14 protein-coding genes are annotated in these 16,826 nt (G+C 63.2%); 4 read left to right on the forward strand and 10 right to left on the reverse strand.

Translation table 11 applies throughout. The features are described 5' to 3' along the window. Positions 1–48: 48 nt before the first annotated feature. A complete protein-coding gene (gene secA / locus B6V74_RS14300; RefSeq protein ID WP_088723174.1) occupies positions 49–2,751 on the reverse strand; it encodes a preprotein translocase subunit SecA in 2,703 nt (900 codons plus the stop codon). A 181-nt stretch (positions 2,752–2,932) separates the two neighbouring features. On the opposite strand from secA, the gene B6V74_RS14305 reads away from it, so the two are divergent. From B6V74_RS14305 to mutT, 3 genes are read left to right on the forward strand one after another with little or no spacing between them, the layout of a single operon-like run. Further along, positions 2,933–3,847, forward strand: a complete 915-nt coding sequence (locus B6V74_RS14305) for a peptidylprolyl isomerase (RefSeq protein ID WP_075775232.1) — start codon at positions 2,933–2,935, stop codon at positions 3,845–3,847. Positions 3,848–3,867: 20 nt separating this feature from the next. Continuing rightward, positions 3,868–5,247 carry a bifunctional glutamate N-acetyltransferase/amino-acid acetyltransferase ArgJ gene (gene argJ / locus B6V74_RS14310; RefSeq protein WP_088723175.1) on the forward strand — a complete coding sequence of 460 codons (1,380 nt, stop codon included), beginning with the start codon at positions 3,868–3,870 and terminating at the stop codon, positions 5,245–5,247. After that, the gene (gene mutT, locus B6V74_RS14315) at positions 5,244–5,642 is read left to right on the forward strand and encodes an 8-oxo-dGTP diphosphatase MutT (RefSeq protein WP_075775231.1); all 399 of its coding nucleotides are present in this window, start codon (positions 5,244–5,246) and stop codon (positions 5,640–5,642) included. The genes argJ and mutT overlap by 4 nt, the downstream gene beginning before the upstream one ends. Before the next feature lie 219 nt (positions 5,643–5,861). Here the strand turns inward: mutT and infB are convergent, their stop codons facing one another. From infB to pip, 6 genes are all read right to left on the reverse strand, one after another. Then, on the reverse strand, positions 5,862–8,390 hold the full coding sequence (gene infB, locus B6V74_RS14320) for a translation initiation factor IF-2 (RefSeq protein ID WP_075775230.1): 2,529 nt from the start codon (positions 8,388–8,390) through the stop codon (positions 5,862–5,864). Further along, positions 8,387–9,016, reverse strand: coding sequence for an RNA-binding protein (locus B6V74_RS14325; protein WP_075775229.1), 630 nt, complete (start codon positions 9,014–9,016; stop codon positions 8,387–8,389). Before B6V74_RS14325 ends, infB begins: the two co-directional genes overlap by 4 nt. 29 nt (positions 9,017–9,045) lie before the next feature. After that, positions 9,046–10,665 carry a transcription termination factor NusA gene (nusA, locus tag B6V74_RS14330; protein ID WP_075775228.1) on the reverse strand — a complete coding sequence of 540 codons (1,620 nt, stop codon included), beginning with the start codon at positions 10,663–10,665 and terminating at the stop codon, positions 9,046–9,048. 1 nt (position 10,666) lies between these two features. Then, the gene (rimP, locus tag B6V74_RS14335; protein ID WP_088723176.1) at positions 10,667–11,248 is read right to left on the reverse strand and encodes a ribosome maturation factor RimP; all 582 of its coding nucleotides are present in this window, start codon (positions 11,246–11,248) and stop codon (positions 10,667–10,669) included. A gap of 139 nt (positions 11,249–11,387) precedes the next feature. Then, positions 11,388–11,855, reverse strand: coding sequence for a TspO/MBR family protein (locus B6V74_RS14340; RefSeq protein ID WP_088719891.1), 468 nt, complete (start codon positions 11,853–11,855; stop codon positions 11,388–11,390). 29 nt (positions 11,856–11,884) lie between these two features. Continuing rightward, on the reverse strand, positions 11,885–12,856 hold the full coding sequence (gene pip, locus B6V74_RS14345) for a prolyl aminopeptidase (protein ID WP_088723177.1): 972 nt from the start codon (positions 12,854–12,856) through the stop codon (positions 11,885–11,887). A gap of 67 nt (positions 12,857–12,923) precedes the next feature. Between pip and ubiG the strand changes: the two genes are divergently transcribed. After that, a complete protein-coding gene (gene ubiG, locus B6V74_RS14350; protein WP_088723178.1) occupies positions 12,924–13,667 on the forward strand; it encodes a bifunctional 2-polyprenyl-6-hydroxyphenol methylase/3-demethylubiquinol 3-O-methyltransferase UbiG in 744 nt (247 codons plus the stop codon). 127 nt (positions 13,668–13,794) lie between these two features. Here ubiG and mog read toward each other — a convergent pair whose 3' ends face one another. The 3 genes from mog to B6V74_RS14365 all read right to left on the reverse strand — a co-directional run bounded on the left by mog (position 13,795) and on the right by B6V74_RS14365 (position 16,748). Then, positions 13,795–14,331 (reverse strand): molybdopterin adenylyltransferase, encoded by a 537-nt coding sequence (mog, locus tag B6V74_RS14355; RefSeq protein ID WP_088719894.1) that lies wholly within the window; start codon positions 14,329–14,331, stop codon positions 13,795–13,797. After that, positions 14,328–15,557, reverse strand: a complete 1,230-nt coding sequence (locus B6V74_RS14360; protein WP_075775222.1) for an argininosuccinate synthase — start codon at positions 15,555–15,557, stop codon at positions 14,328–14,330. The genes mog and B6V74_RS14360 overlap by 4 nt, the downstream gene beginning before the upstream one ends. Positions 15,558–15,662: 105 nt before the next feature. After that, positions 15,663–16,748, reverse strand: coding sequence for a hypothetical protein (locus B6V74_RS14365; protein ID WP_088723179.1), 1,086 nt, complete (start codon positions 16,746–16,748; stop codon positions 15,663–15,665). Between the last annotated feature and the right edge of the window lie 78 nt (positions 16,749–16,826).

The raw sequence follows: 16,826 nt of genomic DNA on the forward strand, positions 1-16,826 counted from the left end.
AGGCGGCCGAAGCCGCCTCAACTTTGCCATATTCCCGTCAGAGTTGTGTCAAACGAGCTGCCCGTGGCAATGCTTGAACTTTTTGCCCGAGCCGCAGGGGCAGGGATCGTTGCGCGACGGCTCGCCCCAGGTTGCCGGATTGGTCTCGTCAAAGCCCGGCAGCGGCTCTCCCACCACCTCGACCTCGGGCGCAGCCTCGGCCGCCGGCACCTCGGCGGGCGCGAGCTGCTGCTGTTGCGCTTGCATCATCTGCGCCTGCTCTTCTTCGGTTAGCGGGCGGATGCGGGCCAGCTGCTGGGTCACGTCCGAGCGCAAGCTGTCGAGCATGATCTCGAACAGCTGGAAGCCCTCGGTCTTGAATTCCGACAGCGGATCGCGCTGCGCATAACCGCGGAAACCGATGGTCTGGCGCAGCTGATCGAGCGTAACCAGATGTTCGCGCCATTTCGCGTCAATGATCTGCAGCAGGACCTGCTTTTCGATCATCTGCATCGTGTCGGCACCGAAGGCTTCGGCTTTCTCGGCCATCAGCGTATCGGTCGCATCTTCGAGACGCTCGGTGACGACCTCCTGATCGACGCCCTCTTCCTCGGCCCATTCCGCGATCGGAACGTCGAGGTTGAGCTGCTCGATCACCGCCTGATGCATCCCTTCGACATCCCATTGATCGGCATAGGATTTCGGCGGCATGTAGCGGTCCACGAGATCTTCGATCACTTGCACGCGCATATCGCGGGTGATCTCGCCGACCTCTTCGGTTTCCATGATTTCGCGACGCTGCGAGAAGACCGCTTTCCGCTGGTCGTTCATCACGTCATCGAATTTCAGAAGCTGCTTGCGGATGTCGAAGTTGCGGCCTTCGACCTTCGCCTGCGCACGCTCGAGCGACTTGTTCACCCACGGGTGGACGATCGCTTCGCCCTCTTTCATGCCCAGCTTCGAGAGGACCGAATCGAGCTTGTCGGAGCCGAAGATCCGCATCAGGTCGTCTTCCAGCGACAGGAAGAACAGCGAGCGGCCCGGGTCACCCTGACGGCCCGAACGGCCGCGCAGCTGGTTGTCGATGCGGCGGCTTTCGTGGCGCTCGGTCGCGAGAACGAACAGGCCGCCCGCTTCCAGAACCTTCGCCTTTTCCTCGGCGGTCGCCGCATCGATCCGCTTGCGGACCTCTTCGGGATCGGCGTCGGGATTCGCAGCGAGTTCGTCCTGAACGCGCATCTCGACATTACCGCCGAGCTGAATGTCAGTGCCGCGGCCAGCCATGTTGGTCGCAATGGTCACCGCACCCAGACGACCGGCCTCGGCGACGATGGTCGCTTCCTGCTCGTGCTGACGGGCGTTGAGGACGTTGTGCTTGATGCCGGCCTTCTTGAGCATGTCCGAGAGCATCTCGGATTTCTCGATCGAGGTGGTGCCGACCAGCATCGGCTGCCCCTTCTCGTGGGCCTTCTTGATCGCCTCAACGACAGCGTCGTATTTCTCCTGCGCCGTGCGGTAGACGCGGTCATGTTCGTCTTTCCGCGCGATCGGACGGTTGGTCGGAATCTCGACCACGCCCAGCGAGTAGATCTCGGCGAATTCCTCGGCCTCGGTGGCCGCGGTGCCGGTCATGCCGCCCAGCTTTTCGTAGAGACGGAAGTAGTTCTGGAAGGTGACCGAGGCGAGCGTCACGTTCTCGGGCTGAATGTCGACGCCCTCCTTGGCTTCGATCGCCTGATGCAGGCCTTCCGAGAGGCGGCGCCCCTTCATCATGCGGCCAGTGAATTCGTCGATCAGCACGACCTCGCCCGATTGCACGACGTAGTTCTGATCCTTGAAGAACAGCTTGTGGGCGCGCAGGGCCTGGTTCACGTGGTGCACGATGGTCGTGCTTTCCGGATCGTAAAGCGACTGCCCCTCGGGCAGAACGCCTGCCTCCATCAGGAGGTTTTCGAGGAAGTCATTGCCCTCTTCGGTGAAGGTCGCTGTGCGGGCCTTCTCGTCGATGGTGTAATGATCCTCGGTCAGGCTCGGGATGAACTTGTCGAGCGTGATATACAGCTCCGAGCGGTCGTCGGACGGGCCAGAGATGATCAGCGGCGTGCGCGCCTCGTCGATGAGGATCGAGTCGACCTCGTCGATGATCGCGTAGAAATGGCCGCGCTGCATCATCTGGTCGACCGACGTCTTCATGTTGTCGCGCAGATAATCGAAGCCGAGCTCGTTATTCGTAGAATAGGTGATGTCGGCGGCGTAGGCTTGCTTCTTCTCGGGCTCGGCCTGGAAGGGCACGACGACGCCGGTGGTCAGACCCAGCGCACCGTAGACCTTGCTCATCCATTCCGCGTCGCGCCGCGCGAGATAGTCGTTCACGGTGACGACATGCACGCCCTTGCCCGCCAGCGCGTTCAGGTAGGCCGGGAAGGTCGCGACGAGGGTTTTCCCTTCGCCCGTCTTCATCTCGGCGATGTTGCCCTGATGCAGGAAGATGCCACCGATCAGCTGCACGTCGAAGGCCCGCAGGCCGAGTGCACGCTTCGCGGCTTCGCGGCAGTTGGCGAAGGCTTCGGGCAGGATCTTGTCGAGGCTCTCGCCCTCTTCCTGCACGCGGCGCTGAAAATCGCGCGTCTTTTCGATGATCTGTTCGTCGGAGAGGGCTGCGTATTCCTCCTCCAGCGCGTTGATCTTGGCCACCAGCGGGCGCACCGATTTCACCTTACGATCATTCGACGTGCCGAAGACCTTCTTCGCGAGTGTTCCGATGCCGAGCATGTAATCTCCGAGGGTAGCTGACCAGATCGTTATTCCCTGTGCCTTGCCGCATAGGGTTTGCTTGCCTAGAAGAGCTAGCGAAACAAGGCCGAAACGGCTCTTACAGACCCTTGGCGATGTAAGGGGCGACTGCCAGAGTGTCAACGCCGCCTAAAGACGCGGCAGAAAGGAAGTGGCAAGGATGCCGAATCTGACGAAACTGCTTGCGAGCGTAGCGATCTGCGCGATGACTGCCGGAATCGCACAGGCAGAGGACGCAAAAGCGCCTGCACCCGCTGGGGATACCGCGAAATCGGAAACCGCCGCCAAGCCGCGCACCGACCTGAGCGCCGACACTGTCGTGGCTACCGTCAATGGCCAGGACATCACGCTTGGCATGATGCAAACCGTGCGCGACGGCCTGCCCGCACAATACCAGCAGCTGCCCGACGACAAGCTGTTCGACGGCGTCCTGCAGCAGCTGATCCAGCAGACCGCGCTCGCACAGCTCGAGGAAAAGCGCATCACCCAGCGCGATAAGATCGCCCTCGAAGTGCAAAAGCGCGCTTACCTGTCGGGTGCGTTCCTCAACTACACCGCCGACAAGGCCGTGACCGACGAAGCCGTGCAGAAAGCCTATGACGCGAAATACGCCAAGGCCGAGCCGACCAAGGAATATCACGCCGCCCATATCATCGTGAAAACCAAGGAAGAGGCCGAGAAGATCAAGAAAGAGATCGATAACGGCGCCGACTTCGCGGAACTGGCGAAGAAGAACTCGACCGATGGCGCTGCGGCGAATGGCGGCGATCTGGGCTGGTTTAAGCTCGACGCGATGGTCAAGCCCTTCGCGGACGAGGTCGCGGGCATGAAGGAAGGCGAAGTCGCCGGTCCGATCCAGACCCAATACGGCTGGCACGTGGTGAAGCTGCTCGGCACCAAGATGGTCGACGCTCCGAAACTGGCCGATGTGCGCAAGAAGCTGGTTGGCGATATTCGCCAGGAGGCTGTGCAAAACCGCGTAAAGGCTGTTGTGGACGAAGCCAAAATCGACAAGATGACCGACGGGATTGATCCGAGCGTTCTGAAAGATCAGTCCATCCTAGGTAGCAACTGATCGATCAAAAGGCGGGCGCGATGGCGAAGAAAAAGTCGAAGGACACCAAGGAGCTGAAGGCCAAGGTCAAAAAGCTCCGCGCCAAGGTGAAGGCGCTGAAGTCCGACCTTTCCGACGCGCCCGCCCCTGCCGCGCCTGCGGCACAGACCAAGGCGAAATCGGTCACGATCTCGCCGCTCGCCCCCGCGAAATTTCCCGATCTTCCGGAAATCGCGGGGGTCGAATTCGCCTCCGCTGCGGCGGGGGTCAAATATGCCGGCCGCACCGACGTGATGCTGGCGCGGATTGCGCCGGGCGCTTCGATCGCGGGCGTGTTCACCACGTCCTCCACCCGCGCGGCCTGCGTTCTCGATTGTCAGGAAAAGCTTGCGATGCGCGCGCCGGACGACGCCGGTGCCGCGATCATTGTCAACTCCGGCAATGCCAACGCGTTCACCGGGAAACGCGGTCAGGAGAGCGTCGACAAGGTCACCGGAGCGGTGGCCGAAGCGCTCGACATGCCGATCAGCCGCGTGTTCTCCTCCTCCACCGGGGTCATTGGCGAGCCGCTTCCCCATGACAAGATCGTCGCGGTGATCGACAGCCTGACGCAGCGCCTCTCCCCTGCCGGGATCGAGGATGCCGCGCGCGCGATCATGACGACCGATACCTATCCCAAAGGCGCTTTTGCCGAAGTTCAGGGCGAGGGCGGCAAGATCAAGATCGCCGGGATCGCGAAAGGCTCCGGGATGATCGCGCCGAACATGGCGACGATGCTGGTCTATATCTTTACCGATGCGAAAATCACGCCGGCGCGGCTGCAAAAGATGCTGTCGCGGCAGGTGGATGACACGTTCAACGCGATCACCGTGGACAGCGATACGTCGACCTCGGATGCGCTGATCGTCGCGGCGACCGGGAAATCCGAGGCCGCCGAGATCGCCGATCTGCGCTCGGAGCCGGCGAAGGCGTTCGAGGCCGGTCTACGCGGCGTGATGATGGATCTCGCGCATCAGGTCGTGAAAGACGGCGAAGGCGCCACCAAGTTCGTCGAGATCCGCGTGACGCGGGCGCGCTCGAACGAGGACGCGCATAAGATCGCGATGTCGATCGCGAATTCGCCGCTGGTGAAGACCGCGATCGCAGGCGAGGACGCGAACTGGGGCCGCGTCGTGGCGGCAGTCGGCAAGTCCGGGGCCGAGGCCGATCGCGACAAGCTCAAGATTTCCTTCGGGGACATGGTGGTGGCCGAGAAAGGCTGGCGCGTGCCGGATTACTCCGAGGAGGCCGCGAGCGCTTATATGAAGAATGACGAGTTGGTGATTGGCGTCGATCTCGGGCTCGGTCGCGCATCGAAATCGGTCTGGACCTGCGATCTCACCCACCGCTACATCGACATTAACGCGGATTATCGTTCGTGAAGATGGTTCTGGTATCCGCCGTCGCCCTGATCGACGCCGACGGGCGCGTGCTTCTGGCACAGCGCCCCGAGGGCAAGTCGATGGCGGGTCTCTGGGAGTTTCCCGGTGGCAAGGTCGAGCCGGGCGAGACGCCCGAGGCCGCGCTGATCCGCGAGCTGGACGAAGAACTGGGCATCCAGACCCATCAGAGCTGCCTCGCGCCGCTGACCTTCGCCAGCCACGCCTATGACGACTTTCACCTGCTGATGCCGCTCTTTGCCTGCCGCAAGTGGCAGGGGATCGTCAGCCCCCGCGAGGGACAAACGCTCGCCTGGGCGCGGGCGCGCGATCTGCGCGATTACGAGATGCCGCCAGCGGATATCCCGCTGATCCCCATCCTGCGCGACTGGCTCTGAGCGGAGTCCGGACGCGATTAACCTTCGTGATCCTGTCCGCAATCTCTCGCACCTGCCCCGCCTCGGTTCACTTATTTGTCGCGGATCCTCCAGAGCTTGCGCTTCTAGCGGGCGCGCAAAGTAAGAACCGCACGCCCAGAGCCCGCAAATCATAACCACAAATGCAAAACGGGGGCGCGAAGGCCCCCGTTTTCATATCTGTAGGATGGTCCCGAAGGATCAGAGCGTCCGCTCGACCTCTTCGCGCTCGAAAATCTCGATGACATCGCCGGGGCGGATATCGTCGTATTTCTCGAAGGCCATGCCGCATTCCTGACCGGAGGGCACTTCCTTGACCTCGTCCTTGAAGCGCTTGAGCGTCTTCAGCGTGCCTTCGTGGATCACCACGTTGTCACGCAGCAGGCGCACGCCAGCCGAACGACGGGCGACACCCTCGGTGACGCGGCAACCAGCAACCTTGCCGACGCCGGTGACCTTGAACACTTCGAGGATCTCGGCATAGCCGATGAAGTGTTCGCGGATCTCGGCCGACAGGAGGCCCGAAGCGGCAGCTTTGATGTCGTCCACCAGATCGTAGATGATCGAGTAGTAGCGGATCTCGACGCCCTTCTGGTTCGCGGCGTTGCGCGCAGGCGCATTGGCACGAACGTTGAACCCGATGACCGGCGCGTTGGACGCCTCGGCCAGCGTGATGTCGGATTCGGTGATTGCACCGACGCCCGAATGCAGCACACGGACGCGCACCTCTTCGTTGCCGACCTTCTCGAGCGCCTGAACGATCGCTTCCGCCGAGCCCTGCACGTCGGCCTTCACCAGCACGGGCAGTTCGGTGACGCTTTCGTCGGCCTTGGCTTTCGCCATCAGCTGTTCCAGCGTCGTCGCGGCACCGGCAGCGGCGCGTTTGTCCTTCGCGGCCTGCTCGCGGTATTCGGCGATCTCGCGGGCCTGCGCCTCGGTCTCGACGACGTTGAGAACGTCGCCAGCCTCGGGCGTGCCGTTGATGCCGAGCACCTCGACCGGAACTGACGGACCGGCCTCATCGACGCGGTCGCCCTTGTCGTTGATCAGCGCGCGGACCTTACCCCACTGCTCGCCGACGACGAAGATGTCGCCTTTGCGCAGCGTGCCATTCTGCACCAGCACCGTCGCGACCGGACCGCGGCCAACGTCGAGCTTCGCCTCGATCACCGCACCTTGCGCGGCGCGATCGGGGTTCGCCTTCAGTTCGAGCAGTTCGGCCTGAAGCGCGATCGCTTCGAGCAGTTCGTCGAGACCCTTGCCGGTCTTCGCCGAAACTTCCACGTCCTGCACGTCACCCGACATCTCTTCGACGACGACTTCGTGCTGCAGAAGCTCGGTGCGGACCTTCTGGGCGTTCGCCTCGGGCTTGTCGCACTTGTTGATCGCGACGATCATCGGAACGCCAGCGGCCTTCGAGTGATTGATCGCTTCGATGGTCTGCGGCATCACCGAGTCATCGGCCGCCACCACGAGCACCACGATATCGGTGACATTCGCACCGCGTGCACGCATCGAGGTAAAGGCCGCGTGGCCGGGCGTATCCAGGAAGGACAGCGTCGCGCCGCTCTCGGTCTGCACCTGATAGGCGCCGATGTGCTGCGTGATCCCGCCAGCCTCACCCGAGACAACGTTCGCCTTGCGGATCGCGTCGAGCAGCGAGGTCTTGCCGTGGTCGACGTGACCCATGATCGTGACGATCGGCGGGCGCGGCTGCAGATCTTCTTCCTTGTCGTCGACCTGATCGATGACTTGCTCGACATCCGCATCCGACACGCGCACGGCCTTATGACCGAATTCCTCGATCACATATTCGGCGGTATCGGCGTCGAGCGTCTGGTTCGCGGTGACCATCATGCCCATCTTCATGAGCGTTTTGACCACATCTGCGGCGCGCTCCGCCATACGGTTGGCGAGTTCCGACACGATGATCGTCTCGGGGAGCTGCACTTCGCGGGACTGCTTTTCAGCACGCTGCGTACCGCCCATCGCCTTCTGGCGCGCTTTTTCCTGCTTGCGCTTCATCGCGGCAAGCGAACGCTGGCGGCCTTCGCCACCCGAAAGCGCATCGCTCAAGGAGAGCTTGCCCGAACGGCGGTTGCCGCGGTCGTTGCCCTTGTTGTTACGATCGTTGTTGCGATCGTTGCGCGTGTCACGCTCGCGATCCGTCTTGCGCGGACCCGAGGAGGAGACGCCCTTGGTCTCGGCGCGGGCAGCCGCTGCTTCGACCGCGGCCTGATCGACCGGCGCATCTTTCTTCGGTCCGCCCTTGCGGATCTCTTCTTTCTTCTTGTCGCGAAGTTCGGCCTCGCGCTTCTTGCGCTCGTCCTCTTCTTCCTTGGCCTTCAGGGCCGCTTCGCGTTCACGCTCCTCGCGCTCCTTGGCCTCAGCCTCGGCGCGACGACGCTCGCGCTCTTCTTCGCGGGCTTTTTCCTCGGCCTCGCGGGCGGCGGCCTCTTCGGCCTCGCGCGCCTTCGCGGCCTGAAGCGCCTTCAGGCGACGCTCCATCTCGGCGTCGGAAATCCCGGCGGGGCGCTTCGACGGATCGCCAAGGGAAGGTTTGTTGCCCCCGCCCTTACCAGCGCCTGCCGCCGGTTTGTTCAGCACCCGCTTCTTGCCTTTCGTCTCGACCACGACGTTCTTAGTGCGCCCGTGCGAGAAGCTTTGCTTCACCTGCCCGGGGCGCCCGCCGCCCAGTCCGAGAGTCTTTTTGCCGTCCGTATCGCTCATGCCGTCTTCGTATCCTTCATGGCGGTCTTGCCGCCGTCCTGCTTGCGTACGCCCGCAAGCCTCGATGCGTCTTCAATTACGCGCCGGGTGAGGCCACCGGCTGCAAGCGCGCCGTGTATCGCACGATCGCGGCCGAATGCCAAACCCAATTCCTGAGAGGTGAGGCAGCCGAACCAGCGCCCGCCTTCGGGCGTCCAAAGCTTGCCCTTGCCCCTGTCCGAGCCGTCGCTTGCCTGTAGCAGCACTTTCGCGCGCCCCTCGGCCAGCCAGCCCTTGACCTTCTCGAAGCCGACAATCGCTTTGCCGGCCTTTCGCTCCAGAGAAATAAGCTCCACAACGCGAGAGGCAAGGGCCTGTTCCACCAATTCCACCAGATTCTCAGGGGTTTTGACCGCCTGCTTGGCTGCACGGGGGAACAATCCCTTTTTCATCGCCGTCTCGATGATGCCGCGATCGGACGTCACCCAGATCCCGCGGCCGGGCAGCTTGCCCGCCACGTCCGGGTAGACCATCCCGTCGGGTCCGACCACGAAGCGGACAAGCCCCGCCTTCGGCTGAACATCGCCGGTGACGATGCAGCGCCGTTCGGGCTCGTCGTGATTTTTCGGCTTTCCGCCGCGACTCATCTAAGCTCCTCTCCGGTCGGGACCGAGGCTTACGCCTCGGCCTCCTCCGCGGTTTCCTCTTCGCCTTCGTCTTCCGCGTCGCCTTCCAGCTCGGACGGGTCGACCCAGCCCAACTGAATACGCGCGGTCATGATCAGGTTCTGCGCCTCTTCGAGGCTCACGTCGAATTTCTCGAGCAGACCTTCATCCTTCACGCGCTGACCGTCGACCGTGGTCCAGCCACCGGCCAGTTCCCAGTCGGCGCAAGTCGCGAAATCTTCCAGCGTCTTGACGTCGTCTTTCGCGAGCGCCTCGATCATCTGCGGGGTCAGGCCTTCGAAGTCGAACAGCGACTGCTCGACGCCCATTTCCTTCGCCGCCTCCAGCGCCTTGCGGTTCTGCTCTTCGATCACGTCACGGGCACGGGCCTGCAGTTCGCCTGCGGTGTCCTCGTCCACGCCTTCGATCGACAGCAGCTCGTCCATCTCGACATAGGCCACTTCCTCGAGCGAGGTGAAGCCCTCGGCCACGAGGAGCTGCGCGAAGAACTCGTCGAGGTCCAGCGCGTCGACGAACAGCTTGGTGCGCTCGGCGAATTCGGCCTGACGGCGTGCCGATTCCTCGGCCTCGGTCAGGATGTCGATGTCGAGACCGGTCAGCTGCGAGGCCAGACGCACGTTCTGACCGCGGCGGCCGATGGCGAGCGACAGTTGCTCGTCCGGCACCACGACTTCGATCTTCTGCGCTTCCTCGTCGATCACCACTTTCGACACTTCGGCCGGCTGCAGCGCGTTCACGAGGAAGGTCGCCTGATCTTCGTTCCACGGGATGATGTCGATCTTCTCGCCCTGAAGCTCGCCGACGACGGCCTGCACGCGCGAACCGCGCATACCGACACAGGCGCCGACCGGATCGATCGAGTTGTCATAGGAGATGACGCCGATCTTCGCGCGCGAACCCGGATCGCGGGCCACGGCCTTGATCTCGATGATGCCGTCGTAGATTTCCGGCACTTCCATCTTGAACAGTTCGGCCATGAATTCCGGCGCGGTGCGGCTGAGGAAGATCTGCGGGCCACGGGTCTCGCGGCGCACGTCTTTCACATAGGCACGGATACGGTCGTTCGGGCGATAGCTCTCGCGGCCGATCTTCTCGTTGCGGCGCAGAATCGCTTCGCCACGGCCCACATCGACGATGATGTTGCCGTATTCCTCGCGCTTGACGATGCCGTTGATGATCGTGCCGACGCGGTCCTTGAACTCTTCGTACTGGCGATCACGCTCGGCTTCGCGGACCTTCTGCAGGATGACCTGCTTGGCCGATTGCGCGGCGATGCGGCCCAGATCGACCGGCGGCACCTCGTCGACGATCTCATCGCCGACCGAGGGATTTTCGAGATACTGCTTCGCCTGCTCGACGGTCAGCTCGGCCTGATAGTTCTCCAGATCCTCGTCTTCGACGACGGTGCGGACACGGGTGAAGGTCGCCTTGCCGGTCTTGCGATCGATCGAGACGCGAATGTCCATCTCTGCGCCGTAACGCGACTTCGCCGCACGCGCGAGACTCTCTTCCATCGCCTGGATCACCAGATCCGGGTCGATCATCTTTTCGCGCGCCACCGCCTCGGCGGTCTGCAGAAGCTCAAGCTGGTTGGCTGCCGTGATGGCCATCTCAGTTCTCCTCCTCGGGGGAATCGTCAATCTCGTCAAATTCAGCTTTGTCGACGCCTTCGGTCGCCTTCTTCTGGCGCAGCATCTCGTCGATCAGCTCATCGGTCAGCACCAGCTTCGCATCTGCGAGCCAGTCGAACTGGAGGCCGATCACGACGTCTTCGCCGTTCTCGTCCAGCTCGATCAGGATTTCCGAGCCTTCGGTGCCGCGCAGGATACCCTTGAAGCGCTTGCGCCCGTCGATCTGCTCGGAAGTCTCGATCTTCGCCTCGTAGCCTTCCCAGATGTCGAAATCCTTGAAGCGCGTCAGCGGGCGATCGATGCCGGGCGACGACACTTCGAGCGTATATTTGTCCTCGATCGGGTCTTCCACGTCGAGGGCCGCGGACACGGCAGTCGAGATCGCGGCGCAATCGTCCACGACGATGCCGCCATCGGGGCGGTCTGCCATGATCTGAAGCGTGGCCGTCTTGCCGCCCTGCAGCCGCAGCCGCACGAGCTCGAAGCCCAGCCCCTCGATCACGGGGGTCACGATCTCGGCCAGACGCCGGTCGATGGCGGTCTTGGCGATCAGGTCGGTCATGTCTCTCTTTCCGATCCTACAAAAACAAAAAACGGGCCGTTGCGGCCCGTCACACGTTTCCGGTGGGCGTCAGGTTTGGACCCCGGCGCGCCGCTGTTGAACGCGATATAGTCCTGTATCGCAGATTCCGCAAGTGGAATCAGGTCTGGGCACCCGCCCTCGGGTTGTCGCGCCAGACGCGGAAGTTCAGCGCGCCCGCCAATGTCAGCCAGACGAGATAGGGGAAGACCAGCAATCCGGCCAGCATATCGAGCTGCAGGAATGCCAGCATCATCGCCGCTACTGCGACCCACAGACAGATCAGGACGAGGAGCCCGAGCCACAACCGATGCGCGCCGAAGAACACCGGCGTCCAGAGCGTGTTCAGCGCGATCTGCACCGCAAACAGCGCAAGCGCGATCTGGCTCCCGGCCTCGGGGGCGATGCGCGCCGCAGCGTAGGCGACCGAGACATAGAGATAAGTCCAGGCCACGGGAAACACCCAGTTCGGCGGCGTGAAGCCCGGCTTCTTCAAGCCGACATACCATTCGCCCGGCTTGAAGATGATGCCGGTTGCAGCCGCAGCCGCGGAGGCCGCAAGAAACAGCAGGAAATAGGTGAGCGTCATGGCGGCCTCGGTGGAAATCCGGTGTCAGATCAGGATCTAAGCTCATCCATCGCGCGGACAAGCCCGGCCGTGATCCCCGGCTCGGAAAGCGCATGTCCTGCCATCGGCACCAGCTGAAGCTTCGCCAGCGCCCAGCCCTGCGCCAGCCGATAGGCCGAAGTCGGCGGACAGATCATGTCGAGCCGCCCCTGCACGATCGTCGTCGGGATATGCTCGATCTTGTAGCGGTCGCGCAGGATCTGGCCGTCCTCTTCAAGGAAGGCCGCGTTCTGGAAATAGTGGTTCTCGAGCCGCGCGAAGGCACGCGCGTAATCGGGCGAGGCTTCGCCCGGCGGACCGTCATAGCGCACCGACGCCAGCGCGTTCTCCCACATCGCCCAGTGCCGCGCATAGCGCGCTTCGGCCATGTAGTCGCCCGAAAAGAGCCGCTTGTGATAGGCGCCGATCAGATCGTGCTGCTCGTCCTCCGGAATCGGACGCCGGAAATTCGTCCAGAGGTCGGGATAGAAATTCCCCGCGCCGCCGCCGTAGAACCAGTCGAGCTCCGCCTGCGTCGCAAGAAAGACGCCCCGAAGAATCAGGTTCGAGGCCCGGTCGGGATGCGCCTGCGCATAAAGCAACGCCAGTGTCGCCCCCCAACTGCCGCCGAAAACCATCCACCTGTCGATGCCGAGCGTCCGGCGGATCTGCTCCATATCCGCGATTAGATGCCATGTCGTGTTGTCGGCGACGCTGGCATGCGGGCGCGACAGGCCGCAGCCGCGCTGATCGAACAGGATGACCCGGTAATGCTGCGGATCGAAGAATCGCCGCATCGTCGGCGAGCAGCCGCCGCCCGGCCCGCCGTGGCAGACGACGACCGGCTGGCCCTCGGGATGGCCGGATTGCTCGACATAAAGAATATGGCCATCGCCCACGTCGATCCGGCGCTGATCGAAAGGCTCGATCGGCGGATAAAGATGGGCGCCCGATGCGCGCTTTTGCCCTGCAGTTCTGTCCATATCCGGACTATATAGAGCAAAAGGCGCGCCCGCCATGGGCTGCCCTAAAATCAATGCGAGGAGAGCAATGGCAGATCCGGCAAACAGCATCGACCCGTCCGAAGTCGCCAAATTCGAAGCGATGGCCGCCGAATGGTGGGACCCGAACGGCAAGTTCAAACCGCTGCATATGCTCAACCCCTGCCGTCTCGACTACATCACCACCCAGATCGCCACCCAGTTCGGCCGTGACCTGAAAGCGCCGCGCCCGTTCGAGGGGCTGCGCCTGCTGGATATCGGCTGCGGCGGCGGGCTTCTGTCCGAACCGATGGCGCGGCTCGGGGCCGAGGTCGTGGGGGCGGATGCGGCGGAAGGGAATATCCCCGTGGCGCGGCTGCATGCCGAACAGTCGGGGCTCGAAATCGATTACCGCCATTGCGCGGCGGAAGATCTGGCCGCGAAGGGTGAGCAATTCGATGTCGTCCTCGCGATGGAGATCATCGAACACGTCGCCGATCCGCAGGGCTTCGTGAACACGATCCAGAGCCTGATGAGGACGGGCGGGCTGATGATCTGCTCGACGCTGAACCGCAATCCGAAAAGCTATATGGTCGCGATCATCGGCGCCGAGCGGGTGATGCGCTGGCTGCCGGTGGGCACGCATGAATGGTCGAAATTCGTCACGCCCGACGAGCTTTACGAGCTGTCGCGCAACGCAGGGCTCGACCCGGTCGACCGCCGTGGGATGGTGTTCAACCCGCTGGCGTGGACATGGTCACTCTCGGAGCGCGATCTTTCGGTGAATTACGCCATCGCAGCGGTGAAGCGGTAAGGGGCGCTGCCCCTCTGCCTTCGGCATTCACCCCGGGATATTTCGGCCAACACGAAAAGAGGTGATTTTCGCCCCGGGTCAAATATCCCGGGGGACTCTCTGAAAGAGACGGAGACCGCGCCCCCTCTTACTTCTTCTTCGGACGGAAGGCTTTGATCCGGGCCGGATCGGTCTCGATATAGCCCGCGCCGATCAGGTCGAGGCAATAGGGCACGGCGGCGAAGACCGCATCGAGGCAGGTCGCGATGGCCGAGGGTTTTCCCGGCACCATGATGATCAGCGATTTTCCCGCGATCCCTGCCGACTGGCGCGACAGAATGGCGGTCGGCACTTCGAGCAGCGAGGCGCGGCGCATTTCTTCGCCGAAGCCCGCGAGTTCCTTCTCGATCACGTCGAAGCAGCCCTCGGGCGTCTCGTCGCGCGGCGCGGGACCGGTGCCGCCGGTGATCAGGATCAGATCTGCTTCCGCCTCGACCAGCTCGCGCAGCTTTGCCGCAACGCTCTCGCGCCCATCGGGGATGATGTGACGCTCGATCTCCAGCGGCGAGGTGATCACGCCGCGGAGATAGTCCTCGCAGCCCGGACCGCCCTTGTCTTCGTATTCGCCCCGGGACGCGCGGTCGGAGACGGTGACAATGGCGGCCTTGGGCTGCGAAAAACTCATTTCTTCACTCGCGCGTTGCGGGTTGCGATCAGCTTCAGGCGCAGCGCGTTGAGCTGGATGAAGCCTGCCGCGTCTTTCTGATCGTAGGCACCTGCGTCTTCCTCGAAGGTCACATGGGCCTCGGAGTAGAGCGAATAATCCGACCAGCGCGCCACGGTCCGGGCCGCACCCTTGAAGAGCATCAGCTTCACCGTGCCGGTGACATATTCCTGCGTCTTGTCGATCAGCGCCTGCAGCGCCTCACGCTCGGGCGAGAACCAGAAGCCGTTATAGATCAGCTCGGCATAGCGCGGCATGATCGAATCCTTCAGGTGGCCCGCGCCGCTGTCGAGCGTGATCTGCTCGATGCCGCGGTGGGCCTCCAGCAGGATCGTGCCGCCGGGAGTCTCGTAGACGCCGCGCGACTTCATGCCGACGAAGCGGTTCTCGACGAAATCGAGACGGCCGATGCCGTGCTTTTTGCCGTATTCGTTCAGCTTGGTGAGGATCGTCGCGGGCGACATCGCCTCGCCGTTGATCGAGACCGCGTCACCCTTCTCGAAACCGATCTCGATATATTCGGGCTCGTTCGGAGCCTGCGTGATCGGATCGTCAGTGCGCTGGTAGACGTAATCGGGCGCCATATCTGCCGGGTCTTCCAGCACCTTCCCCTCGGACGAGGTGTGAAGCAGGTTCGCATCGACCGAGAAAGGCGCTTCGCCGCGCTTGTCCTTTGCGATCGGGATCTGGTTGGCCTCGGCGAATTCCAAGAGTTTGGTGCGCGAGGACAGATCCCATTCGCGCCACGGCGCGATCACCTTGATCGACGGGTCGAGGGCATAGGCCGACAGCTCGAAGCGGACCTGATCGTTGCCCTTGCCGGTCGCGCCATGCGCCACCGCATCGGCGCCGTGCTGATGCGCGATCTCGACGAGATGCTTGGAGATCAGCGGGCGCGCGATCGAGGTGCCCAGCAGATAGAGCCCCTCGTAGACCGCATTGGCGCGGAACATCGGGAAGACGAAATCGCGGACGAATTCCTCGCGCGCGTCGAGAATATGGATGTTCTCCGGCTTGATGCCGAGCATCTCCGCCTTCTTGCGCGCCGGCTCGAGTTCCTCGCCTTGGCCGAGATCGGCGGTGTAGGTGATGACCTCGCAGCCGTATTCGGTCTGCAGCCATTTCAGGATGATCGAGGTATCGAGGCCGCCCGAATAGGCAAGCACGACTTTCTTGGGCGCGGACATACGGCATCTCCCGGTTTTCTTGTTCCGCGACGGAATAGAAGCTTTTTTTCCAATGAACAAGGGCCGCCCCGAAGGACGGCCCTTTCGCATCGGCTTTAAGCGAGATCAGCTCTCGGTGGACGGATCCACGAGCGGATCGGTGGTTTCCCCGGTCGCGGCGAGATCGCCTTCGACGGTGGCGTCCCCGGTCGTGCCGTCGCCGGTCGCCACATCGCCATCGGCGGGCGGCTCTGCCGTCGCGGTCTCCGGCGGGGGCAGGTCAAGCAGTTGGTGCAGATAGGCGAGCGCCTCGGGCGAAAGCTCGCGACCGTTCGAGGCGGCGAGAAGCGCATCGTTTTCGTTCGTGGCGGTGTTCGCGATCTCGGTTTTCAGATCGGTGACCTTCTGCTGCGCAGCGGCCAGATCGGCCTCATAGGTCGTCGCTGCCGCCAGTTCTTCCTCCAGCGGCGCGAGCTGCGCATCATAGCCCTCCGCCTCGGGGTCAAGCTCATCGATCGCTGCCTGGATATCCTCCACGCTGCGGACATCCCGGGATTCAAGTGCCGCCAGCGCATCCTGCGCGTCGGTCAGGTTCTGCTCGGCCTCGGCCGCAGCCAGAACCGTGTCGCGATAGGCTGCAATCCGACCCACCTGGCTGTTCGGCGAGGCGTTGGCGAGCGCTGTCGCGCTGGCATGGGCGGCATTGAGGCCTTTCAGTTCGGAGGCCAGCGCGCCGTGATTGCGCAGCTCATCCTCGCTCAGGCTCGGCTTGCCGTTCGGACGCGGCGACTCGTTGACCGCGTATTCGGTCGGGGTGGTCGAGCGTTTCTTCGTCGCGGTCGTACCGCGCGACGCCGTCTTCACGGTGGAGCGGCTGCTGTGTTGCGACTTGTTGTTAAGTTTGCCGGAGAAGAGATCGTCGAGGAATTTCGCCGGGCCGCCGCCATGCGTGGCAGCTTTGCCGGAATTGCCCGGGCTCGTGGGACGCCCGGCCGATGCGGATTTGCCCGCCGCGCCGGATTTGCCGCCCGCGTGGCCGTTGCCGCCCCCGTTGCCGCCGCCATGGCCACCGCCATTACCGCCACCGTTCCCACCACCATTGCCGTTCTTGGCAAACGCGGCATCCGCGCCGGTGAAATGGCTGGTCGCCACCGGGGCGACGACGAAGCTCGCCGCGACAAGGGCGACGATCGAAGTTTTTCTCAGGCGCATGCGGCCCTCCTCTTTTTGTTGCTCGCGACACGTTTTCAGCACGAATACCGTCGAAAGTGGGCAAAAAAGCGGCGGCCT

Origin of the sequence: Thioclava sp. F42-5 (assembly GCF_002213195.1) — a bacterium.
In the GTDB taxonomy this organism is placed as follows: domain Bacteria; phylum Pseudomonadota; class Alphaproteobacteria; order Rhodobacterales; family Rhodobacteraceae; genus Thioclava; species Thioclava nitratireducens.

What these genes read in the sequence shown, in the direction of transcription:
- secA (WP_088723174.1), bottom strand. Translation starts at nt 2,751, where the DNA reads ATGCTCGGCATCGGAACACTCGCGAAGAAGGTCTTCGGCACGTCGAAT.
- B6V74_RS14305 (WP_075775232.1), top strand. Translation starts at nt 2,933, where the DNA reads ATGCCGAATCTGACGAAACTGCTTGCGAGCGTAGCGATCTGCGCGATG.
- argJ (WP_088723175.1), top strand. Translation starts at nt 3,868, where the DNA reads ATGGCGAAGAAAAAGTCGAAGGACACCAAGGAGCTGAAGGCCAAGGTC.
- infB (WP_075775230.1), bottom strand. Translation starts at nt 8,390, where the DNA reads ATGAGCGATACGGACGGCAAAAAGACTCTCGGACTGGGCGGCGGGCGC.
- B6V74_RS14325 (WP_075775229.1), bottom strand. Translation starts at nt 9,016, where the DNA reads ATGAGTCGCGGCGGAAAGCCGAAAAATCACGACGAGCCCGAACGGCGC.
- nusA (WP_075775228.1), bottom strand. Translation starts at nt 10,665, where the DNA reads ATGGCCATCACGGCAGCCAACCAGCTTGAGCTTCTGCAGACCGCCGAG.
- rimP (WP_088723176.1), bottom strand. Translation starts at nt 11,248, where the DNA reads ATGACCGACCTGATCGCCAAGACCGCCATCGACCGGCGTCTGGCCGAG.
- B6V74_RS14340 (WP_088719891.1), bottom strand. Translation starts at nt 11,855, where the DNA reads ATGACGCTCACCTATTTCCTGCTGTTTCTTGCGGCCTCCGCGGCTGCG.
- pip (WP_088723177.1), bottom strand. Translation starts at nt 12,856, where the DNA reads ATGGACAGAACTGCAGGGCAAAAGCGCGCATCGGGCGCCCATCTTTAT.
- ubiG (WP_088723178.1), top strand. Translation starts at nt 12,924, where the DNA reads ATGGCAGATCCGGCAAACAGCATCGACCCGTCCGAAGTCGCCAAATTC.
- mog (WP_088719894.1), bottom strand. Translation starts at nt 14,331, where the DNA reads ATGAGTTTTTCGCAGCCCAAGGCCGCCATTGTCACCGTCTCCGACCGC.
- B6V74_RS14360 (WP_075775222.1), bottom strand. Translation starts at nt 15,557, where the DNA reads ATGTCCGCGCCCAAGAAAGTCGTGCTTGCCTATTCGGGCGGCCTCGAT.
- B6V74_RS14365 (WP_088723179.1), bottom strand. Translation starts at nt 16,748, where the DNA reads ATGCGCCTGAGAAAAACTTCGATCGTCGCCCTTGTCGCGGCGAGCTTC.